22 protein-coding genes are annotated in these 23,583 nt (G+C 56.0%); 2 read left to right on the top strand and 20 right to left on the bottom strand.

Features of this window, described 5'->3' with window-relative positions; genetic code table 11:
* Window positions 1-56: 56 nt before the first annotated feature.
* The 4 genes from Q1A74_RS03930 to Q1A74_RS03915 all read right to left on the bottom strand — a co-directional run bounded on the left by Q1A74_RS03930 (window position 57) and on the right by Q1A74_RS03915 (window position 5,625).
* Entirely contained in the window at window positions 57-1,004 is a 948-nt protein-coding gene (locus Q1A74_RS03930; RefSeq protein WP_299592565.1) for a 5'-nucleotidase, read from the bottom strand.
* Window positions 1,005-1,019: 15 nt separating this feature from the next.
* The gene (locus tag Q1A74_RS03925; protein ID WP_299592563.1) at window positions 1,020-1,700 is read right to left on the bottom strand and encodes a TetR/AcrR family transcriptional regulator; all 681 of its coding nucleotides are present in this window, start codon (window positions 1,698-1,700) and stop codon (window positions 1,020-1,022) included.
* 121 nt (window positions 1,701-1,821) lie between these two features.
* Window positions 1,822-4,194 (bottom strand): TonB-dependent receptor, encoded by a 2,373-nt coding sequence (locus Q1A74_RS03920; protein WP_299592561.1) that lies wholly within the window; start codon window positions 4,192-4,194, stop codon window positions 1,822-1,824.
* 123 nt (window positions 4,195-4,317) lie between these two features.
* Window positions 4,318-5,625, bottom strand: coding sequence for an FAD-binding oxidoreductase (locus Q1A74_RS03915; RefSeq protein WP_299592559.1), 1,308 nt, complete (start codon window positions 5,623-5,625; stop codon window positions 4,318-4,320).
* A 279-nt stretch (window positions 5,626-5,904) separates the two neighbouring features.
* On the opposite strand from Q1A74_RS03915, the gene Q1A74_RS03910 reads away from it, so the two are divergent.
* Window positions 5,905-7,239, top strand: a complete 1,335-nt coding sequence (locus Q1A74_RS03910; RefSeq protein WP_299592557.1) for a glutamine synthetase family protein — start codon at window positions 5,905-5,907, stop codon at window positions 7,237-7,239.
* A gap of 64 nt (window positions 7,240-7,303) precedes the next feature.
* On the opposite strand, the gene Q1A74_RS03905 is transcribed toward Q1A74_RS03910, so the two are convergent.
* The 6 genes from Q1A74_RS03905 to Q1A74_RS03880 all read right to left on the bottom strand — a co-directional run bounded on the left by Q1A74_RS03905 (window position 7,304) and on the right by Q1A74_RS03880 (window position 12,899).
* The gene (locus tag Q1A74_RS03905) at window positions 7,304-8,962 is read right to left on the bottom strand and encodes a sodium:alanine symporter family protein (RefSeq protein WP_299592556.1); all 1,659 of its coding nucleotides are present in this window, start codon (window positions 8,960-8,962) and stop codon (window positions 7,304-7,306) included.
* 351 nt (window positions 8,963-9,313) lie between these two features.
* Window positions 9,314-10,342: a D-cysteine desulfhydrase family protein gene (locus tag Q1A74_RS03900; RefSeq protein WP_299592554.1), complete on the bottom strand. Its 1,029-nt coding sequence runs from the start codon at window positions 10,340-10,342 to the stop codon at window positions 9,314-9,316.
* 128 nt (window positions 10,343-10,470) lie between these two features.
* Window positions 10,471-10,803 carry a preprotein translocase subunit YajC gene (gene yajC / locus Q1A74_RS03895; RefSeq protein WP_299592552.1) on the bottom strand — a complete coding sequence of 111 codons (333 nt, stop codon included), beginning with the start codon at window positions 10,801-10,803 and terminating at the stop codon, window positions 10,471-10,473.
* 133 nt (window positions 10,804-10,936) lie between these two features.
* Window positions 10,937-11,383: a helix-turn-helix domain-containing protein gene (locus Q1A74_RS03890; RefSeq protein ID WP_043316188.1), complete on the bottom strand. Its 447-nt coding sequence runs from the start codon at window positions 11,381-11,383 to the stop codon at window positions 10,937-10,939.
* 392 nt (window positions 11,384-11,775) lie between these two features.
* Window positions 11,776-12,252, bottom strand: a complete 477-nt coding sequence (gene bcp / locus Q1A74_RS03885; protein ID WP_299592549.1) for a thioredoxin-dependent thiol peroxidase — start codon at window positions 12,250-12,252, stop codon at window positions 11,776-11,778.
* Window positions 12,253-12,362: 110 nt separating this feature from the next.
* The gene (locus tag Q1A74_RS03880; protein WP_299592548.1) at window positions 12,363-12,899 is read right to left on the bottom strand and encodes a DUF2244 domain-containing protein; all 537 of its coding nucleotides are present in this window, start codon (window positions 12,897-12,899) and stop codon (window positions 12,363-12,365) included.
* Between the two features lie 345 nt (window positions 12,900-13,244).
* On the opposite strand from Q1A74_RS03880, the gene asnS reads away from it, so the two are divergent.
* Window positions 13,245-14,645, top strand: coding sequence for an asparagine--tRNA ligase (gene asnS / locus Q1A74_RS03875; RefSeq protein WP_299592546.1), 1,401 nt, complete (start codon window positions 13,245-13,247; stop codon window positions 14,643-14,645).
* 78 nt (window positions 14,646-14,723) lie between these two features.
* On the opposite strand, the gene Q1A74_RS03870 is transcribed toward asnS, so the two are convergent.
* From Q1A74_RS03870 to acpP, 10 genes are all read right to left on the bottom strand, one after another.
* Window positions 14,724-15,704, bottom strand: coding sequence for a malate dehydrogenase (locus Q1A74_RS03870; RefSeq protein WP_299592544.1), 981 nt, complete (start codon window positions 15,702-15,704; stop codon window positions 14,724-14,726).
* 100 nt (window positions 15,705-15,804) lie between these two features.
* Window positions 15,805-16,449, bottom strand: a complete 645-nt coding sequence (locus Q1A74_RS03865) for a dUTP diphosphatase (protein WP_299592542.1) — start codon at window positions 16,447-16,449, stop codon at window positions 15,805-15,807.
* A gap of 32 nt (window positions 16,450-16,481) precedes the next feature.
* The gene (locus tag Q1A74_RS03860; protein WP_299592540.1) at window positions 16,482-17,258 is read right to left on the bottom strand and encodes a TatD family hydrolase; all 777 of its coding nucleotides are present in this window, start codon (window positions 17,256-17,258) and stop codon (window positions 16,482-16,484) included.
* 168 nt (window positions 17,259-17,426) lie between these two features.
* On the bottom strand, window positions 17,427-17,780 hold the full coding sequence (locus tag Q1A74_RS03855; protein WP_299592538.1) for a PilZ domain-containing protein: 354 nt from the start codon (window positions 17,778-17,780) through the stop codon (window positions 17,427-17,429).
* Between the two features lie 188 nt (window positions 17,781-17,968).
* The gene (locus Q1A74_RS03850; protein WP_299592536.1) at window positions 17,969-19,012 is read right to left on the bottom strand and encodes a DNA polymerase III subunit delta'; all 1,044 of its coding nucleotides are present in this window, start codon (window positions 19,010-19,012) and stop codon (window positions 17,969-17,971) included.
* Entirely contained in the window at window positions 19,009-19,647 is a 639-nt protein-coding gene (gene tmk / locus Q1A74_RS03845; protein WP_299592534.1) for a dTMP kinase, read from the bottom strand. The genes Q1A74_RS03850 and tmk overlap by 4 nt, the downstream gene beginning before the upstream one ends.
* A gap of 10 nt (window positions 19,648-19,657) precedes the next feature.
* Window positions 19,658-20,773 carry an endolytic transglycosylase MltG gene (mltG, locus tag Q1A74_RS03840; RefSeq protein ID WP_299592532.1) on the bottom strand — a complete coding sequence of 372 codons (1,116 nt, stop codon included), beginning with the start codon at window positions 20,771-20,773 and terminating at the stop codon, window positions 19,658-19,660.
* Between the two features lie 106 nt (window positions 20,774-20,879).
* Window positions 20,880-21,698, bottom strand: coding sequence for an aminotransferase class IV (locus tag Q1A74_RS03835; protein WP_299593840.1), 819 nt, complete (start codon window positions 21,696-21,698; stop codon window positions 20,880-20,882).
* A gap of 138 nt (window positions 21,699-21,836) precedes the next feature.
* A complete protein-coding gene (gene fabF / locus Q1A74_RS03830; protein WP_299592530.1) occupies window positions 21,837-23,078 on the bottom strand; it encodes a beta-ketoacyl-ACP synthase II in 1,242 nt (413 codons plus the stop codon).
* A gap of 170 nt (window positions 23,079-23,248) precedes the next feature.
* Window positions 23,249-23,485 carry an acyl carrier protein gene (acpP, locus tag Q1A74_RS03825; RefSeq protein WP_010130751.1) on the bottom strand — a complete coding sequence of 79 codons (237 nt, stop codon included), beginning with the start codon at window positions 23,483-23,485 and terminating at the stop codon, window positions 23,249-23,251.
* Window positions 23,486-23,583: the final 98 nt, after the last annotated feature.

Below are 23,583 nucleotides of genomic sequence, written 5' to 3'. Positions count from 1 at the left end.
GTTGATACGCCAGTGACCACACTTTGGCGGAATTTTATTTCTTAGAAAATGCGGCGCTATTCTTCGAGGTTGGCGATACCGTGAGGCACATGCCCCGTCGCCACGTGCTCCCCTGCTGAGGCGCAGTGATTGGGTTGGTCGTCAAAGAATACGTCCGCCCCAAACGCACGTAAAAACTCACCTTTAGGCAGGCCGCCGAGGAAGATGGACTCATCAATACGGATATTCCAGGCGCGCAGGGTACGAATCACCCGCTCGTGGGCAGGTGCCGAGCGGGCGGTGACCAGCGCCGTACGGATGGGGCAGTCATCCGCATGAAACTCTGCCTGCAAATGCTGCAGCGCTTCGAGAAACCCCTTGAAAGGCCCCCCTTGCAGCGGCTGCCTGGCAGACGCCCGCTCCGCAGTGGTGAATGCGGCCAAGCCTTCCCGCTTGAATATCTGCTCGGCCTCATCGGAGAAAATCACCGCATCACCGTCAAACGCGAAGCGCAGTACTTCGTCACCCCGCTGGCGTGCGCCACCGGGTATCAGGGTTGCCGCAGCAATGCCCTGCTCCAGCGCTCTTCGCACATCGCCGCCGTCAGTGGACAGGAACAGATGGCAACCAAAGGGGGCGATATAACGGTAAGGACTGCCGCCGTTGCAGAAGGCCGCGCGGCTGATACTGAGGCCGTAGTGTTCGATAGAGTTGAACACCCGCAATCCGGTATCTGCGCTGTTGCGCGATAGCAAAATCACCTCCACCCGCGGTGCACCGCCCAGCCGCTCATTGATCTGCAGGAATTTTTCTACCAGGGAAAACGCCTCACCTTTGGGCAGCACATCGTTCTCGCGCGCCACCTGATATGCCGAAAATGCTTCCACGCCCTGCTCTTCATAAACCTGATGGCTCTCGCGGAGATCAAACAGGGCACGCGACGAAATCGCGATGATGAGCTTATTCACCGCGGGTGATTGGGGGCTATCGGCTTGGGGACTGCCGGTTTGGCGAGTATTCGTCATGACGCGTGTTCCTCCTCAGGGTGCCTCTACATCATCCAGGCCAGAGGGCTTTTCGTCATTGCGGTGAGGTTCCAGCAATACCAACAGCATATTGAGCAGGTCTTCGCGGGTGCGCTCGGCACGTATCCCCTGCTGATTCACAACCACCAGCAACATGGCGTGGCAGGTTTCCAGGGTCGCCCGTGCGAGACGATTGGTTTCGTTGGGTGGGCAGGTAAATCCGAGCCTGTGGAACATATCGATCAGATGACTGATCACCAGCTCATCGTGGCGCTCATCGAGCTCATGTAATTCGGGGATCCCCCACATTGCCTGCACCAGGGGCAACAAGCCCCGCTGCTCGCGATAGACCGAGACCCAGCGCTGCAGCAGGTCGTCGAGGAAGTCTTTGAGGCTGAGCTTTTCGAGATCACTCGCCGCCAGCTCATCCAGGCGCTCGGTGAGACTAGCCAGCCACTGCTCACCCATGGCGTAGAGGATCGCGTGCTTGTTGGGGAAATAGTGATAAACAGAGCCAACAGAAACACCGAGTTCCTTGGCAATCAGAATGGTTGTGAGGTCATTCAGACCCACCTGTTCCAGCAGGCGGCCGGTAGTATCCAGTATCTGGCGTGCCCGCTCCCGGGCCCGGGCCTGAACGGGCTCCCGGCGTGGCGACAACTGGTTTTTACGGCGATTCTGTTCTGCAGTCGACACTTCTCAATCCTTTTTACATAAGTGTCTTTTGTAACATAAATGGCCAGCACGCTCACCAACAAAAAGGCCGGCTTTAAAAGCCGGCCCATTTGCTCATCCTGTGAGATGAAAGGGGAACGGATCAGAACCGATAATCCAGATTCACACCAGCAACACGGCCCCGCGACGGGTCAGTCTGGGTTGCCGGGAGATTGTAATCCGCTGCGGCATAGCCCCAGTGGTAGTACTCCTCCCCGGTGAGGTTCTCCACGTAGACACCGGCGGTCCAGTTTTCTGCGGGCGAGGTGATCGAAGCCCGCAGATTGACGACGCCACGGCTATCAAGCTTCACTTCCTCAGTGTTGTCGAGATCCGCGAACTGCTCACCGGTGAAAGTGTATTCACCGGACAGCGCCAGCGAGCCAAAGCCGATATCCGTGTTGTATGTCAGTACCGTCGCGGATGAAAACTCCGGAGAAAACGCCATCTGGTTGCCATCACAAGCCTCGCAGAGCTCTTCCGGCGCGCCAGTAAATGCGGTATCCAGCCAGGCGAGGCCCATATACACATCGAGATTGTCGGTGATCAGCCAGCGCGCATCCACTTCGAGGCCCTGGCCTTCACTTTCACCGACATTGCGGGTCACTGCGGCGGCGCCGATAAAGAAGGCCTGCTGGAGATCTTCGTAGGTGTACTGGAATGCCGCCGCGTTTACATGCAGGCGGTTGTCCAGCAAGCGCGCCTTCAGGCCCAGCTCATAGGACAGCACCTGCTCTTCATCAAACTGATTGGGCTCGCCGGTCGTGCTGTCGACGGTCCACTCGTAGTCTTCGAGCCAGGTATCTTCATCTTCCGCAAAAGCCGGATCAGTCACCCGGTAGGTGAGATAGTCAAACCCGCCGGACTTGTAGCCGGTCGCCACACTGGCGTACGCGGTAATGGACTCAGAGAAATCGTGATTGAGCGTGGCGCGGCCAGAAACGTTGCTCCAGGTCTGATCACCAGTGATCGGGCCATCAGTAAACATCGCCTGGTAGTTCCAGCCACCGGTCCAGGTGTCTGGCCAAGGGGAATCAACAGTGTACTGCTTGCGGTCTTCGGTATAGCGCACACCGAAGCCCAAGCTCGTGGCCTCGGTCAGGTCAAAAGTGGTGTTGGCGAATACGCCCCAGCCGGTGTAATCGCCACTGGTGAACGATTCTTCCACGGAAAAGCCATCGCCGATCTTCACGCCACCGGGAATTGCCATGCCCGCCGTAGGTGCATACTCCCACGGGTCCCCACCGGTCCAGAAGGCATCATCCATTTCTTCCGGATAGGCCAGCGCAAGCTCAGCGCAGGTCATGGAAGAGTCCACATCCAGCTCATAATCAACTTCCATGGCACCGGCACAGATGTAATCTTCTGCATCGACACCGGCGAAATAAGCATCCAGCTCTTCCTGGTAATAGCTGGCGCCGAGCACCCAGTTAAACGGACCGGCGTTATCCGAGGTCAGGCGGAATTCCTGACTGAGAAAATTACCGGTCTGATCGCGGACGAAGGTATCGATCGGCATGGCCGTGCCATCGAAGTCTTCTACGTAGGTGTAGTCGTGGGTTTTGTAGCCGGTGATGGAACTGAATGTAACGCTGGAGAACTGACGCTCTACGGTGAGAACCGCATCGCCAATCTGAGATTGATCGGTGCCCTGATGGTCGTTGTACACCTCGTCATAGCCCGCATCGGTGTCCAATGCACGGTAGATGGTCCCATCATTGACGCGGTCTTCGTACTGCGCCAGGAGGGTCACTGTGGTGTCCTCGAAGCCATCGTATACCGCAGTAATGCGCATGGCATCGGTTTCGCTGGCACCCAGGTTGCGGCCGCCGGCAAGGTTCTTCACGTGCCCGTCTTCTTCCTGGTGAATACCGGCTATGCGTACAGCGAAATCTTCGCTCACCGGCATATCGACCGCACCTTCGAAGTCGAGACGGCCGTACTGGCCTGCATTTACCGAGATGTCGCCAGCAAAGACTTCACCAGGTTTACGGGTCGTCATGGAGATGGCGCCGGAGGCCGTATTGCGGCCAAATAGCGTACCCTGAGGCCCCTTTACAATTTCCACACGGTCCAGGTCAAACATGCTCGGTGTGGCACCGGTGCGACTCTGGTATACACCGTCGAGAAAAATCCCCAGGGCCGGGTCACTACCCGAACCAAAGCTGTTGTTGTTTACACCGCGGACTGACACTGAGTCAAAGTAGGAATCCGTGGTCTCGCCGGAGATTCCCGGTGTCAGCGCAAACAGATCTTTGAAGTCGGACAGGTTGGAATTCTTGATGGTGTCGCCACTGAAGGCACTCACGGACATGGGCACGTCTTTCAGAGATTCCGCACGCATCTGCGCGGTGACGGTCACCTCCTCAATTTCCGGTGCGGCAATCGAACCACCGCTGACAGTCAATACAGCGGCGCCAATAGTTAAGGCCAGCAGGTTCTTTCTGGCCATCAACGGCTGGTTGGATAGCGTCATCTTTACTCCCAGTAGGTTATTTTTATCGGGAATCTGCCCATTCATTACCACTCAGGACGGACCCAGTAACTGAAGCGACCGATTTGTTATCCCACAAACCGAATCATTATTCAACTTTCATTTTTACCGGCCCAGCTTATCCATCAAGCTGTAATAAAGCATTCCTGCTACCAATCCGGGCCAACGCAACAATGTTCCCCCCGGGAAATTGCGTGTTGGAATGCGCGACAATATATCAAACCGTTCCTCAGTGCCGGCAACTACTTCCGATAGAATTTTTCCGGCGAATGTGGCAGTGGGAACACCGTGCCCGGAATATCCCTGGCTGTAGTACACATTGGGCTCGAGGCGGCCGATACTCGGCATTCTGTTCAGGGTGATCGCCAGGGTTCCACCCCACCCGTAATCGATGCGGGTATCGGCCAGCTGCGGATAGACTTGCAGCATGTATTTGCGCACAAAAGCGCGAATATCCTGAGGGAAGCGTGAGGTGTAATTCTCACCACCACCAAAAACCAGCCGGTTGTCGCCGGAGAGTTTCCAATAGTTGATCACAAACAGCGTGTCTTGAAGCGCGTAATCGTTCGCTATCAATTCCCGTGCCAGCTCTTCCGGAAGCGGCTCTGTGGCCAGCACGAAATTATTGATGGGCATGATCCGACCGGCCATGCGCGGCTCGAGATTACCCAGATAACCGTTACACGCGAGCACCACATTGCGCGCACGCACTTGCCCTTTTGCCGTGTTTACTACACAGGGGCTACCGCCGCGATAACTGGTTACCCGACTGTATTCATAAAATTCGACCCCAGCTCTAGCCGCTGCAGCGGCGAGGCCCAGCGCATAGTTGAGTGGGTGCAGATGTAGGGAGCCGTCATCGATCTGCCCCCCGTGGAATCGATCCGAGCCAACCAGCGAACGCACTTCGGTTTTATCCGCGTAACGCATCTGGTCATAGCCGTAGCGCTCGTTAAGCACCTCTACCTCTTCCCTGAGCCACGCATCGTGACTGGGCTTGGCAGCCAGATGCATGACGCCCCGCTTCAGATCACATTCGATATTGTGCTTACGGATGAGCTCCTCTACGAGATGAACGGCTTCTAGCCCCATACCCCACAGGGTTTTTGCGGTGTCCAGGCCGAGCATCTTCTCCAGATCCTCCTGCCCTTTGCGCTGGCCCACACCCACATGGCCACCATTGCGGCCGGACGCACCCCAGCCAATACGCTCGGCTTCCAGTACCACCACCTTGAAACCGCGCTCCGCCAGATGCAGCGCCGATGACAAACCGGTGTAGCCCGCCCCAATAATGCACACATCCGCTTCAACCTCACCCTCAAGCGCACCATAAAATGGCGCCTCATTCGCGCTCGCAGCGTAATAAGAATCGGTATGGCCAAGCAGCTTGGTGACTGTTCCGCTGACAGGCATGGACATTCTCCAGAAAAAACAGGTAATTAGCGGTATAGACCCAGTAGGATCAACACTCCGGGAGCGATACGCAATAGGCCGCACCCACAAAAACCGAAGCATTATTCAATATTTCTTGAATGATAATTCGGTTTTTTGCCATAATCAAAGCCCGCGGGACGAAAAACGCTAAATACACGCCGCCCCGCGCGCCCCTGCCCCACTATTTGGGTTGCATGGGCGGGATATATACTAATGAACCCCAATCGGGGAAAAGGCCTTTCATCAACAAGGTGTACCATGGATAAGATTACCCAGTGGCTCGCAGAACACTCTATTTCCGAGGTCGAGTGCCTGGTACCGGACATGTCCGGAAATGCGCGGGGCAAATTTACCCCGACCGATAAATTCCTGACCGAAGACAGCCGCCTGCCGGAAAGTATTCTGGTGCAGACCGTCACCGGCGATTATGTGGACGAGCACAACGAACTGGTAGACCCCGCCGATACCGACATGCTGTTGGTACCGGACCCGGATTCCATCCGCCTCAACCCCTGGGCCAACGAGCCCACTGCGCAGATCATCCACGACTGCTACACCCGGGACGGCAAACCCCACCCCATCAGTACCCGTAATATTCTCAAGTTTGTACTCGACAAATATGCGGAACAGGGGTGGCAGCCAGTGGTAGCACCGGAGGTCGAGTTTTACCTGGTGAAACGCAACCTGGACCCGGACGAAAAACTCTCGGCACCAGTTGGGCGCTCCGGCCGTACGGAAAAAACCCGACAGTCCTACAGTATTGACGCGGCCAATGAGTACGAGCCGATCATTGAAGACATGTACGACTTCTGTGAAGCCCAGGGGCTGGATGTCGATACTCTGATCCACGAATCCGGCACCGCGCAAATGGAGATCAACTTTCTCCACGGCGACCCTCTGAAACTCGCCGACCAGGTTTTCACCTTCAAGCGCACCGTGCGGGAAACGGCCCTGCGTCACGGCATCTACGCCACGTTTATGGCCAAGCCCATGGAAGACGAACCGGGTAGTGCCTTACACCTGCACCAGAGCATCATTGATGCAAAGACAGGAAAAAACATCTTCGTCGACGACGACGGCACCGAAAACGAACTGTTCATGCACTTTATCGGCGGCATGCAGAAGTTCACCCCGGGCTTTATCACTTTCTTTGCCCCCAACGTGAACTCGTACCGACGCTTCACCCCGGAAATGGCAGCGCCCACCAGCCTGCACTGGGGTTACGACAACCGCACCACCGGACTGCGAGTGCCCGATAGTTCACCGCAGGCCAAGCGACTGGAAAACCGCTTCCCTGGTGCGGACTGCAACCCCTACCTGGCCATTGCCACCTCTCTGGCCTGTGGCTATCTCGGTATGATGAACAAGGTCAAACCAAGCAAGCCGTACACCGGCGACTGCTCTTCTGAACCAATCACCCTGCCTCGCACACAAGAGCACGCCCTGAGCCTGCTCAGCGAGTGTCCGGAAGCAGTGGAAATGTTTGGCGATACATTTGTACGCGCCTGGGCGGCCATCAAACGGGATGAGTATGAGGAGTTCAACCGGGTAATCAGTTCCTGGGAGCGGGAATACCTGCTGCTAAACGTTTAGCTAGCGCTTTTCAGCCAATAAAAAACCCGGCAATTTTGCCGGGTTTTTTATTTCTACGTTACCGCTATTTGTGCTCGGGGTCTTTCCAGTAATCCTTCACCGTATCTTTCATTTCCCGTGCAAGTATGGAAATGCCGAACAGGTTTGGCAGGGTCATCAAGACAATCGCTACCGCAGACAGGTTCCAGATGATGGTGGTGTCTTCGATGGCGGCCCAGAAAAATGCCACCACGTACACAAGCCGATAGGGCATAACCGCCTTGGGCCCGAACAGGTAGATCATCGATCTGTCCCCGTAGTAGGACCACGCGATTGCTGTCGAGAAGGCAAACAACAGGATCCCCAGCGTTACGATATAACTGCCGTACTCACCAAAGAAGCCCTTCTGGAATGCGCGATTGGTCAGCGCCACAGAGTGCAATAACGAATTGCCCCACACATCCACGTTCGGATTGACCAGACGCCCATCGTTTACATTCAGTACGCCGGAGAAGTTGTCATCCGCAACCCGGAACTCCACTCCCTCCGCCACAGAGCGAGAGTTGATCACGGTGAACTCGCCCTTGTTCAGCGGCTGACCATCGGCAACAACAATAGTACCGGTATAGGTCCGTACATCGCTGTCGAGACCACTGAGAAACCCGAACAGTTGCTTGACGTGGGCCTCGTCTTTATCGGTATAGGCACCTGCCAGCACACGCATGTCGGCGCGTTCAAACCGGTTCATATGTTTTTCCGTCCACACGCCGGACGACAAAATGACAAGTCCGGTGAGCGTACAGATGATCAGGGTATCGATAAACGGTTCCAGCAGGGAAACCATGCCCTCAGAGACAGGCTCGTCGGCACGGGCCGCGGCGTGAGCAATCGGCGCAGAGCCCTGCCCCGCTTCGTTGGAAAACAGCCCCCGGTTCACACCGCGGTTAAACGCATACGCGAAGCTGGCACCAAGGAAGCCACCCATGGCGGCACTGCCATTGAACGCACCGGTAAAGACAGCGGCAAACGAAGGGATGATGTTCTGGTAGTTGTAGATGATGACCGCCAGTGCACCGATGATGTAGAGCACAGCCATCACCGGAACAATCGTGGAAGTCACCTTGGCGATGCGGGTAATACCGCCGATGATCACAAGGCCCAGCAGAATTGCCAGCACACCGCCGGTCAACATTTTATCCAGGCCAAAGGTATCGTGCATCGCCTGGGCAATATTGTTGACCTGGGGAAGACTGCCAGTACCGAAAGAGCTGATCACGGTAGCGATGGCAAAGACGACCGCCAGCCACTTCATGTTCAGGCGGCGCTCCATGTAGAACATGGGACCACCGGCATAAAAGCCGTCAGCGGCTTTGATGCGGTATTTATGGGAGAGGGTTACTTCGACAAACTTGGTTGTCATACCGAGGAAAGCCGTGACCCACATCCAGAACAGTGCGGCCGGGCCACCGAGGAAAATAGCGAGGCCTACCCCGCCGATATTACCGGTGCCAACGGTACCGGAAAGTGCCGTGGCCAGCGCCTGGAAGTGGGAGGTATCACCGGGATCACTGGGCTTGTCGTATTTACCGCGGACGATTTTGATCGCGTGACCAAAATAGCGTATTTGCGGGAACCCGAGGTAGATGGTGAAGAAAAAGCCAACCCCCAGTAGAACCCAGGGAAACCAACCCGCTGAACCAAGCATCCCGTCCAGGGACAACAACAACTGATTGAATGATTCCAAACCAACCCCCACTGCCTATTATTTTTGATTAATTTACCAACAGAATGGCGAAGCCTCAGCAACACACCAAGAGCATGAACCCAACCCTGTAGTTTCGAGCGATCACAACGCGTGAAATACCCCGAACAACATACAATAAAGCAAGTGGGCGCCACCGGATGCGGGGCAGATTAGCAGCTTCATTCCAGTGAGAACAGTAATCCGCCAATTATCAGCAGCATAGTCCTTATTTCTGCCACGCTTTAAACAATTCACTAATTATTTTGCCAAAACAGGCAATTCTGTCGCAAAACGTAACTTCTTTTGGCCACTTGCCGGCGCGGCAGGAAACTATTTGCCAGCGCGCCCGAATCAACCAGTCGACCAGCTACTCTCAAAGCCGGTGCGCTGCGGAAATATCCCGAACTGCCCGCCTGTATGAATAAACACCAGATTTTCACAGCCGGTGTATTGCCCTCGCTGGATATCCTGCAACATTCCGTGGAAGGCTTTACCTGTATACACCGGGTCTAGCAATATTCCTTCCAGCTGCGCTGCCAGCGCGATGGTCTGGTAGATTTCCTCCGTGGCAATGCCATAACCCGGCCCGATATAGTCGTCGATTACATGGATTCTGCGTTTGTCCAATTCAAATGCCTGACGGTAACGGCGTGCCCAATCGTTCACATCTGCGCTTACCTTGCCCACGAAATAGTCGGCACTATCGCAAACCGCATAGCCTGTCACCTGGGTGTCAGCTTCCAACAACTGGCAACCGAGCGTCAGCCCTGCCTGGGTACCACCACTACCACTGGCGCAAACAAGTTGGTCAGGTTGAAAACCTGCGTTCGCACAATCTTGCAGAAGCTCTTCGGTTCCGAGTATATAGCCCCAGATCCCCAGGCTATCACTGCCACCGGTGGGGATGCACAGCGCGCGATCGCCCTGCTGCATATAAAACTCAGACCACTGCTCAAACAATTGGGGCAACGTATCCAGATACTCGCGAAGCGGATAGAGAGAGACCTTTGCACCGGCCAGATAATCCACCAACAGGTTCCCATCGGGCACATCAGTACTATTTCCACGCCCGCGTCGCAGGATCAGGTGTGACTGGAGACCTGCTTTGGCGGCGGCCAATGCCGTCGCCCGGCAGTGGTTGGATTGCTCTCCGCCACAAGTAATCAGGGTATTACAACCCCGGGCACGCGCTTCCGCGATGATGAACTCCAGCTTACGCAGCTTGTTGCCAGACATGGCACTCTCAGTCAGGTCATCCCGCTTGATCCAGATTTTCGGCCCACCGTAGGGTAATGAAAACTGCTCGCTGATTTTTGGCAACGGCTCCAATGGCGTAGGAAGGTTGGCAAGCCGTTCGCGCGCTGGATATTGAATCTTCACACTTTTTCCCTATTCACCCATTCGGTGATCAAACGAATTTTGACCACAAAAAAACCCGGCAATTGCCGGGTTTCTTTTCTGGTTGCACTGGCCGATTTGAAGAAACTGGCACAAGCGCGCAACCCGGATCAGATGTTCTTGATGGTGCCCTTGGGCAGTACCGCGTGAACGGCAACCTTCTGGAACTTCAGCTTCATATTGTCAGCCACTTCCAAGATCAGGTAGTCGTCGTCTACTTTTTCTACACGGCCCAGCATACCGCTGGTCATTACCACCTCATCACCCTTCTTCAAACCGCCAACCAATGACTGGTGCTCTTTCTGGCGCTTGCGTTGCGGACGAATAATAAACAGCCACATAAACACAAAAAGGCCACCGAACATCAACAGGGTGATCAGCGGGTTACCCTGAGGAGCCGGAGCCGCCTCTTGCGCCATTGCAGCAGGAATAAAGAAATCCATGGTCTAAACCTCGATAAAGTCAGTCAAAATTCTGGGGCCAACTCTAACGGCTTTGACAAAATGAGGCAATCCAGAGCACCGGTGTTTACCGGAACTCTGGATTACGTGATGCGAGGGGTTTTGTAGCGACTTCTTAGAAACGTTGCCGAACTTGACGGCGATACCCCGTTGGGGACATGCCGGTCCAGCGCTTGAACGCACTGGTAAAGCTGGTTCTGTCAGAGAAGTCGAGAATACGGGAAATGCCATCCACGCTCAGCGCAGTATCCTTCAGGAAGTGTACTGCGTGACGGAAACGTACATGGTCACGAAGAGAGGCGAAACTCAGGTTATGTTCCTGCAGACGGCGCTGCAGGGTCCTGGTAGACATACTGAGGTCAGATGCTACCGGGCGAATGGCCAGAGATGCCTTTCCAATCCGTTGTTCAAGCACGTCGATGACTCGAGCGGCGATACCGAAGCTGGTTGCCTCCGGTGGCGCCAGCAACTGATCAAGAATGTTCGGATCACCGGACAGTCTTGCCTGTTGCAGGGGTTTGTCTTCTGAGAGCGAAGCTTGGTCTGGCTGAATATGGTTCATTGAGCTGCTCCTTGATGGGTTCCTTGAGCCGCGGTTATTGTTCTACGCCCGCTTCCTGCGAGTCCCTTAATACCACTGCCAACAATTATTGCGCATGTCTGCTATTGCTGGCTACTACCTGGGTGCGGGGGCGCACCTGAAAACAGGCATCGAAGCCTACCCAGAGTGATTGATTTTTGTACTACTTCCTCGCACCACACCCAATCGCTCTGGGCCAGACGGTTGAGCGGCGCTCCTTTACACAAGCCAGTATAGACCATATGGGGATAATGCAAGGGACGACAGTCATTTTTTTTTAATCAACGCACAAAAAGAACCGACCGCCAGAGATCAGGTCACGTCCGAAGGGACTTTCCTGTCACGTTGTACGTCTACCCTCTTCCACAGCTGTTTCAGTCTAGATTCTCATCCAGCCATTTCAGCAGATCATCGTGATGGGTTTTGGTTTTGAACTTGTCCATGATGTGCAGCAGCCGCCCCTCTTTATCGATGATGAAGGTGGTGCGGATCAGCCCCATAAATTCACGCCCCATAAACTTCTTCATCCCCCAACAGCCATATTTGTCTGCAATCTTGTGATCTTCATCGGCCAGCAGATCGAAGTTGAGTTCATGCTTGTCCATAAACTTGTGCAGCTTGGCTTCCGGGTCCGGGCTCAGACCGAATACCACCGTGTCGCGTTTTTCCAGCTCTTTGGCGCTATCTCGAATGCCACAGGCCTGTGTGGTGCAGCCAGGCGTGAGGGCTTTAGGGTAGAAATACAACACCACATTTTTTTTGCCCCGAAAATCCTTGAGGGCCACCTTTTCGCCATTCTGGTTTTTCAGTGTGAATACCGGTGCGAGGTTGCCGATCTTTGGGTGTGCCATGGTCTTCTCTCCCCTGCTGAATAAAACAAATAGCTGTAAAAAAGCCCGCTTCTGAGGAAGCGGGCCGGAGGGATTATATCCAATAGATCCTCACCTGCGGTAAGGGCGCATCAAAAGTCCTGCAGCTGGTAACTCTGCTCCTTGCGCGCGCACAGGCCGCAGCTGCCAAGTTTTTCCACCAGCGCGGCCTTTTCCGCATCGGTGAGGAACTCCCCTATTTCCAGGCAGCCCTCGGGACCGGCGAACGTTACCGAGGACGGCTCAGTGGGTGTTGGGCCCATCCGCACCAGTACCGCGAGGCTATTTCGATCAAATTCTGTGTGGTACACCGGGCGTTTAAGGCTGCCTCGGCTGGTATCGAGCACTACGCGCTCATCGCTGATCTGGATCACTTCCCGGCGAGTGCCTTCCATATAGACATAGCCGAACAGCACACCCAGCAGCAGCACTTCGAGCCCGGCAAACGGAATCACCATCCAGGCACCCGCTAACGCGAACGCCACGCTGATACCGAGGGATACCGCGACCAGGGAAATGAACACCCAGAGATTGCCCGCCATGGACATGGACTGATTGGGCGCGAGGAGGATACAGGCCCGGCGCCCACGCGCGCCGCCAACTTCTTTGACCATGAGTACATCATCCATCACTGTGATAATTTCAGTGTAGGACAGCGATTTTTGGAACCAAGGGTCACGATTCTCCGCCCTATCCCCTGAGCGCCGCACCCTCGCTGACGCGGAATAATCTACACTCAACAACGAATGGCGTACCGGCCAGTCACTGCGGCCACTCACCGGCGCGCCACCTGGCCGCAACCCAGGGGCTGGATTTTCCCGCTATCAGGGGGCAAGATGCCGGCGCTAATTGCCGTGCGCGACCACAAGCCGCGTTTACGACCTGCATATAGATAGATAGCCGCGTAAGTACCCGGGCACGAATTGCCCCCGGGGAAGGCCACACCAGCACACGCGAACAACAAGAGCACCATCATGCACGCTGAATCCATTGATACTCTTTTAAAATCCAGCCAGCGCGAAGGCGAAACCGTCCGCGTTCAGGGCTGGATCCGCACCCGCCGGGACTCCAAAGCGGGCCTGTCGTTCCTCGCTGTACACGACGGCAGCTGCTTCGACCCGATCCAGGTTGTAGTGGAATCCTCCATCAACAATTACCAGTCTGAAGTCCTGCGACTGACCACTGGCTGCGCGGTGGATATCGAGGGCTCCATCAAGCCTTCCGAGGGTAAAGGGCAATCCATTGAGCTCCTCGCTACCAGCGTCACCGTGGTGGGCTGGGTGGAAGACCCGGACACCTACCCCATGTCGCCCAAGCGACACAGCATGGAACACCTGCGTGAACACGCGCATCTGCGACCGCGCACCAATGTAAACGGCGCCGTTGCACGGGTACGCAACTGTATCGCCCAGGCCGTGCACCGCTTCTTCCACGAGCGCGGCTTCAACTACATTCATACGCCGATCATCACCGCGTCCGACTGCGAGGGTGCCGGTGAAATGTTCCGTGTCAGCACCCTGGATCAGACCAACCTGCCCCTGACCGACAAGGGCGACGTGGACTACGCCGAGGATTTTTTCGGTGAAGAGACCTTCCTCACCGTCTCTGGCCAGCTGAATGTCGAGAGCTACTGCCTGGCATTGTCCAAGGTGTACACCTTCGGCCCTACTTTCCGGGCGGAAAACTCCAATACCACTCGCCACCTGGCGGAATTCTGGATGGTCGAGCCGGAGATCGCTTTTGCCGACCTGGCCGACTGTGCCAACCTCGCGGAAGAAATGCTGAAATACGTGTTCCGTGCAGTACTGGAAGAGCGCCCGGACGATATGGCGTTCTTTGCCCAGCGCATCGACAAGGACGCCATCAGCCGACTGGAAAACATCATCGATAATGACTTCGCACGCATCAATTACTGCGAGGCCATCGAGATTCTGGAGAAGTGCAAAGAGAAGTTCGAATTCCCGGTCTCCTGGGGCATCGACCTGGCGTCAGAACACGAACGCTACCTGGCCGAGAAGCACTTCAAGAAGCCGGTGATCGTGCTCAACTATCCGAAGGACATCAAAGCCTTCTATATGCGCATGAACGACGACGGCAAGACGGTAGCGGCGATGGATGTACTCGCCCCGGGTATCGGAGAGATTATCGGTGGTTCCCAGCGCGAGGAGCGCCTCGACAAGCTGGACGCGCGTATGGATGAGATGGATGTTCCTAAAGAGCACCTGGACTGGTACCGGGATCTGCGCCGCTACGGCACCGTACCTCATGGCGGTTTCGGGCTCGGCTTCGATCGTATTGTGTCCTACGTGACCGGCATGGGTAACATCCGCGATGTCATTCCCTTCCCGCGCACACCGCGCAATGTGAAATTCTGAGTTTTCTCAGCACAAACAAAAAAACCCGCACAATGTGCGGGTTTTTTTGTAGCTGTTTACCTTAAGAAAAGTAAAAGCTTACGGCAGCAGGTGCGCAACGGCGTCGCGCTCTTCCGCCAGTTCGGTCTCGGTCGCAGTCATCTTCTCGCGGGAGAAATCATTGATGTCTACGCCCTGTACGATTTCCCAGTCGCCATTCTTACAAACAACCGGGAACGAGTAGATCAGGCCTTCCTGGATGCCGTAGGAACCATCGCTGTACACGCCCATGCTGGTCCAGTCGCCTTCGGCAGAACCCAGCGCCCAGTCGTGCATGTGGTCGATAGCGGCATTGGCTGCAGAGGCAGCGGAGGAAGCGCCACGGGCTTTGATGATCGCTGCACCACGCTGCTGAACAGTCGGGATGAAGTCGCTCTCGTACCACTCCTGATCCACTTTACCCATGGCATCTTCACCCTTCACCTTGGCCTGGTACAGGTCAGGGTACTGAGTAGCAGAGTGGTTGCCCCAGATGGTCATGTGGGTGATGTCGTTGACGGTGGAGTCGGTCTTGTTCGCCAGCTGGGTCAACGCACGGTTGTGGTCCAGACGGGTCATGGCGGTGAAGTTGCGCGGATCCAGGTCCGGCGCATTGCGCTGGGCAATCAGTGCATTGGTGTTGGCCGGGTTGCCCACAACCAGTACTTTCACATTGCGCGCGGCAACGTCGTTCAGGGCCTTACCCTGCGCAGAGAAGATCGCGGCGTTGGCTTCCAGCAGATCTTTACGCTCCATACCCGGGCCACGCGGGCGCGCGCCGACCAGCAGTGCATATTCCGCGTCTTTGAAGGCAACGGTCGCGTCGTCGGACTGTACGATGCCAGCCAGCAGCGGGAAGGCACAGTCTTCCAGCTCCATAGCGACGCCTTTCAGCGCTTCCAGTGCAGGAGTGATTTCCAGCAGCTGAAGAATAACTGGTTGATCCTTACCAAGCATTTCGCCAGAAGCGATGCGAAACAGCAGCGAGTAGCTGATCTGGCCGGCGGCGCCGGTAACTGCAACACGAACAGGTGCTTTCACGATGTATCTCCGTTGTTTTCAGGCGCCCGCATTATAGGGCCTTGCCAATTAATTTCATTATCCTTTGGTCTGTAACTTGAGAGAAAACAGACCAAATCTGTCAGGCCAAATCCTTCTGAGAGCCCGGATAACGATTTTTTAGTGCTTCGTAGAGCAGGTTGCTGAAATTTTCTGCTGCAGCATCTAAAGATTGAACAATCTCCGCCAGGTGCTCATTATCTTCCCGCCCCTGCCAGGTTTTCTGGTAGCTGCCATCTTTGTAACCGTGATCCTGACGGAACCGGTTGAGAACGTTTTTGCCCACGTAGCGGCGGTAAAGCTCGTCAAAGCCCATTTCGCAATCGGCCAACAGTTGAGCAAAGCCCGGCAGGTCAAACTGTTTAGTGGCGAGGGTATTCAGGGTAAAAGCTTCCAGATTCTCGCGAAAATCGCCCATGTCCGGCCGAGCGCCCTCCAGCTGCGCCTGCATTTTGCTGGCAACCGCTTCCGGTGATCCTTGCTGCAGCTCCAGGCTCAAACCAAAATGCCAGATATCCACCAGCTCGAGCTTTACCTGCTCCATTTCCGGCTGCTGCTTTTTCCACCACTTCCAACCGTAATGGTCCAGTAATTCGGCACTTTCTACCCAGATTGCCCGGTACCAGGCGAAATTCTGCTCGCGCCAATTGTCATTGACGACGGTATTGATGGCGTCTTGCAGGGCCAACATGGTCTGCAATTGTTGTTGAGACGCTGCTTGTGACATAGGTGCTTCCTAATCAGTCCTTCAGGCCGCGATCAAGCAGCGCGAGGGAATAGTCGATAAAAATTCTCGGTGGTGATCGCAGCAAGTTCCTCATAGGAAATTCCGCGCAACTCGGCAATAAACTCAGCCACCTCACGCACGTAGGCAGGAATATTGGGCTTGCCGCGATACGGAACCGGTGCGAGATATGGGGAATCGGTTTCCACCAGCAACCGGTCCAGGGGAACCTGCCGGGCAACATCGCGCAGTTCTTCGGCGTTTTTAAACGTCACAATGCCAGACAGGGAAATGTAGTAATTCAGGTCCAGCGCCGCTTTGGCCATATCCCAGGATTCGGTAAAACAGTGCAGAACCCCGGCGTGCTCGCGGCTACCGTGCTCACGAATCAGATTGATCGTATCTTCGCGGGCGTCGCGGGTGTGTACGATTACCGGCAATTCCACCTGGGCGGCCGCCTGTAAGTGGGCGATAAAGCTCTGCTGCTGCACCTCTTTGGTTTCGGTACTGTAGTAGTAATCCAGCCCGGTCTCGCCCAGGGCAACGACATTGGGGCGGGTGGAAAGTGCTTTCAGCTTTTCAACCTCCGCCAACCCGGACTCCACATCCAGCGGGTGCACGCCCACAGAGCACACCACATCGTCGTAACGCCCGGCAATGCTGACCACAGCATCCACGTTCTCCAGGCTGATCCCGACGCACAGGAACTTGCCGACACCGCGGCTGCGTGCCAGCTCGAGCACCGCGTTCAGGTCTCCGTCGAATTTATCCAGTTTGAGTCTGTCGAGATGACAATGGGAATCTACCAGCATGATGCTCTTCTGTTGATGGACGGTCTTTTGATCATGGCCCCAGGGGTATTGCCACTGGAGCCAGGGAAATGACGCGGGAATTATACAGATTGAAGGCCCGATACGCGCGGTTTGGCATCGGGCCTGACGAGGCGAGTTCGCCCTGAATCGAATACTGAAGGAGGAAGGCTACAAAGTGTGGGTCGGACGGCTGGATTCTAGAGAGCCCGCCAGCAGGGTTTCAATTTTGCCCTGCGCCATATTCTCTTTGTCACTGAACTGGATACCAATACCCGGCGTGCGGTTGCCCTGGGCTCCGCTGGGGGTAATCCATACTACCTTACCGGCCACCGGCAGCTTTTCCGGTTCGTCCATCAGGCTCAAAAGCAGGAAAACTTCATCACCCAGGCTGTAGGTTTTATCCGTATTGATGAACAGGCCACCATTTTTGACGAATGGCATATAGGCCGCATAGAGCACGGACTTGTCCTGAATTTTCAGCGACAGGATACCGTTGCGGGCACCGCCCCCCATTCCTTTCATACTTAACCCCGTTTAGGAAACAACCGGTTTTTTTCTGGTTCAGTGTTGTCGTTTTTTTGTGCACTACGGACGAAGGCTCGTAGGTACCCCTGCCTTTGTGCCAGCTTGGTAACTTACCCGCCAACGGGCACCCTGTCCACTGCGGCACACCGAATCCACCGGAGCGCCGGCTGGCGAGCCGGGGGATTCTAACGGAACAGTGCTGACCAGCGGATCAACAGTTCTTCCATCAACAAGCGCTTGTTCGGGTTGCTGTTGCCCGAGAGCAGACCACGGGCCTTCAAGAGCTGGTCATAGAACGCGAACAACGGGCGCTGACTCTCAGGGCCGGATCCGGGCAGCCGCTGCAACAGCGCCATCACCGGAGCGTCAACCGCCTGATCGGTGGTGCGCGCCTTCAGCATCTGCCCCAACCAGCTCTGCCAGAACTGCAGTAGCAGATTGAGGTCAGCGCCCTCTCCCGGCGATTCCCAACGCCCGGCCAGGGTTACCGGGTTTTCATCTCCTCGCGTAAGCGCGGTGATATCGGCCAGAAACTGATCGCGGATTTCCCGGGCTTCCGGCTCCATCAGCGTCACAGCCAACAGCGGCGCACCACCCGCAAGTGTCAGGGCGCCACTGGCCAGCTCACCCTCCACGCCGCTATCGCTCAGCCAGCGCAGCGCAGACTGATGCGGCGGCACCGGAAAAGCAATGGTCTGGCAGCGGCTGCGAATAGTGGGTAGCAAGCCGGAAGGGTTGTCTGTAATCAGGAGAAAGATCACCGAGCCGGATGGCTCTTCAAGATTTTTCAGCAACGCGTTCGCCGCGTTGATATTCATCGACTCCGCTGGCGCCAGCCACACGACACGAGCCCCTTCGCGCGCGCTGGTGCGGCCGACAAATTCACCCAGCTCACGAATCTGCTCTACTTTCAGCGGGCCCTGCACTTTCTCGGGCACCACCCGGACATAGTCCGGATGAGAGCCGGCAATACGCAATTGGCAACCGCGACACTCTCCGCAAGCAAGCCCGTGCCGAGGTTGGTCACACAGTAATAATGCGGCAAATGCATCGGCAAAACGCCGCTTTCCCAGCCCGGGCTGGCCGCTGACCAGCAGCGCGTGCGGGCAGCGCCCTGCCGTCCACTGAGCACCCAGACGCTGCCACTGGGCCGCCTGCCAGGGCAGTGGCGACGGAATGGCCGGCTGCACCACAGGTGGCGCTTCCGATTTGCCTGCAGCCTTGCTCATTGGCCACCTGCGATGGTTTCAAGCTCACGCGCCAGCTGCGCCTGTACGTCTACCAATGGGTGGGATGCATCAATCACCGCATAGCGGTCCGGTGCCGCTTCCGCCCGCTCCCGGTACGCTGCGCGCACCTTGCTGAAAAACGCCAACTGCTCACTTTCGAAGCGGTCGGCCTCACCTGTGGATGCAGCCCGCTGCAGGCCGACGGCCGGGTCAAGGTCAAGCAACAAAACTCGATCGGGTCGCAACGCGCCCTGCACCGTCTGCTCCAGCTCGGCGATCAATGCGCGGTCGAGCTCACGACCACCACCCTGGTAGGCATAGGTCGCGTCAGTAAAGCGGTCGCAGACCACCCATTTTCCGGCGGCCAGTGCAGGCTTGATGACCTGGCTCAGGTGCTGTGCCCGAGCGGCAAATACCATCAGCAGTTCCGCAGTGGGGTCTACCGGTTCGTCGCGTTTTTCCAGCAACAGCGTGCGCAACTGTTCCGCCAACGGCGTGCCACCGGGCTCCCGAGTCTGGATAAATTCGATACCACGGCGTTCAAGCCACTGCGTGATAAAACGAAGGTTGGTCGATTTCCCGACACCCTCTCCCCCCTCGAGGGTAATGAACTTGCCTGAAGATTGATGTGACATGAATTCGTGGCTAATCGCTTTGTGTGTTATTTGCCGGACTGGACCGGTAATCGGATCGACGCTTCAACTGATATTCGCGCACAGCGCGGTTGTGCTCATTGAGCGTCGATGAAAAATGGTGGGAGCCGTCGCCCTTGGCGACAAAATACAAGCTGTTCCCATCTTTCGGGTGCAGCGCCGCATGAATGGCTTCGCGCCCCGGCAGGGCAATCGGCGTAGGTGGCATACCGCCAATCACGTAGGTGTTGTATGGCGTGGCATTGCGCAGATCCGCGCGGCGCAGATTGCCGTCGTAGTTGTCGCCTAGCCCGTAAATTACCGTGGGGTCTGTCTGCAGGCGCATGCCACGGCCAAGACGTCGCACAAATACTCCGGCAATTTCATCGCGCTCCCAGGGCACACCGGTTTCCTTCTCGACGATGGACGCCATGATCAGCGCTTCATAAGCGTCTTTATACGGCAGGTTTTCGTCGCGTTTTTCCCACTCCTGGGCGAGTATGCGGTCCATACGATCGTGTGCCTGGCGCAACAGATCCAGATCTGACGCGCCGGAGCGATATACATAGGTATCTGGGAAAATCCGCCCCTCGGGATTGCCCTCAATACCCAATGCTTTCGCAGCAGTTTCAATCGAGTCCCCTGCCGGAGTTTGACGGATTTTTTTCGAGTTTCGAATCTGGGACAGTGCCTGCTTGAAAGTCCAGCCCTCCACCAGAGTTACCCGATAACGGGTGACATCGCCGCGATTGAGTCGCCCCACCAGGTCCATCGCATTACTACCCGCGGGAATCATGTACTCCCCGGGATGAATACTGCTCTGATCTTTGAACCGCGCGTACAGTCGCACCCAACGCGGCGAACGCACTACGCCTTCGGACTCGAGGCGGGCAAGAATTCGAGAAAGGTTACTACCGGTTTCAACATCCATACGCAGCCCGTCAACAGGCAACGCTAGTGGCTGAACCAGTGCATTTTGCGCAGACCAGAATGCAAAACCACCGACAATCAAACCCACAACAAACAACAACAGAATACTACGCACCCATTTGCCCATTCGGCTGGTGCCACTGGCTGCCTTACGCTTTGTCGTTGTTTTATCGCCGGAATTGCCGTTGTTTTTCGCCACGTTTCGTACAACCAGTTATTACTACTATAGGGGTTAAAAAGTTGGGGCTAGAATTGGAGGTTAAATACAGAAGACAATGAAAATGGTCCGAAGCAAACGGCCGCGGTTACCACAATGCCTCGGCGACCAATGCCTGAAGGTGGTTTGTGGCCGCGCCGCAGCTCAGTTCACGTGCACTCCCCCCCCCTGACTCTCCCTGGAAATCGTCGAGCGCCAGCTGCACAACCGGCACGACACCGCGCACCGCATTACAGACCACCACTTCTTCCGCCTGTTCAATATCGCGGATCGAAAGCGCATCTTCGCTGATTTCCACCTGACTCGCCAGCCAGTTCAGCATCACGCCGCGCACCCCGCATTCCCGCAAGCTGGGGGTCCGCCAATGACCACAGTTCCAGACCAGCAGATTACTGCGCAGCCCTTCCACGACCAACCCATTCTCGTCCAGAATCAGCCCTTCGTGAAACAGTTCGGGGCGGAGCAGCTCGGAATAGCGCTCCAGCTCCGCTTCTGCACGGCGATAAACCCCGCGATGCAACAACTTACACCCCGGCGTAGACTGATACGCCAAACCATGTCTCGATTCCGAAGATTGCCCGGCTATCCGGGGAGGAAATGGGGAAGATGAGGCTGCCGGAGTAATCGGCGTCCTACACCGAGCAAGGGCAACGCCCTGCTCCCAGGCCGAGCCAGCCTCTAGTGGCACGGCCGCAAAATCCCACACTAACGCGCCATTCCGGGCTCCGTAACGAAGTCGGACTCTTGCGCCTTGAGGCCAGGTAGCGGTGTGGCGGGCAATATCTGAAGCAGCCTCCGCAATCCGTGCGAGGGTTGCCGAGTCGGGATGGGCAGAACGGGTAAGACGGGCCAGGTGTCCGGAAAGCAGCGAAATCCTGCCACCCTGGGCACGCATAGTTTCCAGCACACCAAACGAATATTCGTCGTCAGCCGGCAAAGCTGTTTGCCGGCCCGTGGCAGACAGAAACGTAGACTTGGGAAGTGTCACAGGAAGACGCCGGTGCTGGCCGAAATAAAACCCTTCCCAGCCAGCACCCTCACAGAATTAAACCCGCTGGAAAATCAACGAGCCGTTGGTTCCACCAAACCCGAACGAGTTGGACAGCACCGCATCGATCTTTATTTCCTGGGCCGTATGCGGCACCAGGTTTACGCCGGAACAATTCTCATCCACGTTGTCGAGGTTCACCGTCGGTGGAGCCACTTGGTCACGGATGGCCAACACGGAGAATATGGCCTCGATAGCACCGGCAGCCCCCAGGAGGTGTCCGGTCATGGATTTGGTGGAGCTCACGGCGACCTGATCCAGGTTGGAACCAAAAATGGAACGCACTGCCGCGATTTCCGCCTTGTCACCCAGTGGTGTGGAAGTGCCGTGTGCATTGATGTACTGCACCGCAGAAGCTTCAAGGCCAGCGTCTTTCAGCGCATTCTCCATAGACAGTGCCGCACCGGCGCCGTCTTCGGGAGGCGAAGTCATGTGATGAGCGTCGCCACTCATGCCGAAGCCACTCAGCTCCGCGTAGATTTTCGCACCGCGAGCCTTGGCGTGCTCGTATTCTTCAAGCACCAGGACACCAGCACCCTCACCCAGTACAAAGCCATCGCGATCTTTATCCCACGGGCGGCTGGCCGCCTGCGGGTCGTCGTTGCGAGTAGACAGGGCGCGGGCCGCGCAGAAGCCGCCCAGACCTACCGGTGTGGTCACCATCTCGGCACCACCACACACCATCACATCGGCATCACCGTACTGAATCGTGCGCAGTCCCAGACCGATGGCATGAGTGCCCGTAGTACAGGCAGTGGTAGTGGAAAGGTTGGGACCTTTCATGCCGTATTTAATGGACAGGTTGCCGGAAACCATATTGATGATGGCGCCCGGAACGAAAAATGGCGAAACCCGACGCGGGCCTTTTTCCGCGATCAGCATCGCGTTATTTTCAATGGCAGCAATACCGCCCATGCCGGAGCCAATGCAGGCACCAATACGCGGAGCGTTTACGTCGGTCACTTCCAGGCCGCTGTCTTCTACAGCCTGAATGCCGGCGCTGAGGCCGTACTGTAAAAACATGTCCATCTTGCGCGCTTCTTTTTGCGCAACATGAGGCTCGGGGTCAAAGTCTTTTACCGTCGCGGCAAAGCGTGTGCTAAACGCCGATACATCAAATGACTCGATAGGAACGACACCGCTTTTTCCTGCCAACAAGGCAGGCCAGGTATCTTCCAGGGTATTTCCCAGCGGGCTGACAGTGCCCATTCCGGTAATTACAACTCTTCTACGCGTCACTTGCGCCTCCCCCGAAATCAATCAAACACGCCGGTAACTCTTTAACGTCTGCCGGTCGTTTTTTCACAAGGTTCAAATAGACGGAGAGCCGCGCTATGCAACATAGAACGGCTCTCGCAGTACAACAGTACCGGGTAACATTACCCGTTACTTAAGCTATCCAGCAGGACTCAACCGAGGTTCTGGTTGATGTAATCGATGGCCAGCTGAACAGTAGTGATCTTTTCTGCTTCTTCGTCAGGGATCTCGGTTTCGAATTCCTCTTCCAAAGCCATTACCAGCTCAACTGTGTCGAGGGAGTCAGCGCCCAGATCTTCAACAAAGGATGCTTCAGGCTTTACATCTTCTTCCTTCACGCCCAGTTGTTCAGCAACGATCTTTTTTACGCGCTCTTCAATGCTGCTCATGATTCAATTTAACTCCTAGTGGATAAAAATCTGTTTTGGTCACTGTTTAAAGTTTACCCACAACATGTGGTGATTCAGTAACCGGCTAACACAGCTTA

The organism is uncultured Microbulbifer sp. (assembly GCF_947504145.1).
Lineage (GTDB): Bacteria > Pseudomonadota > Gammaproteobacteria > Pseudomonadales > Cellvibrionaceae > Microbulbifer.
The sequence above is the reverse complement of the archived record's forward strand: the minus strand, read 5'-3'. Positions and strand labels throughout refer to the sequence as shown.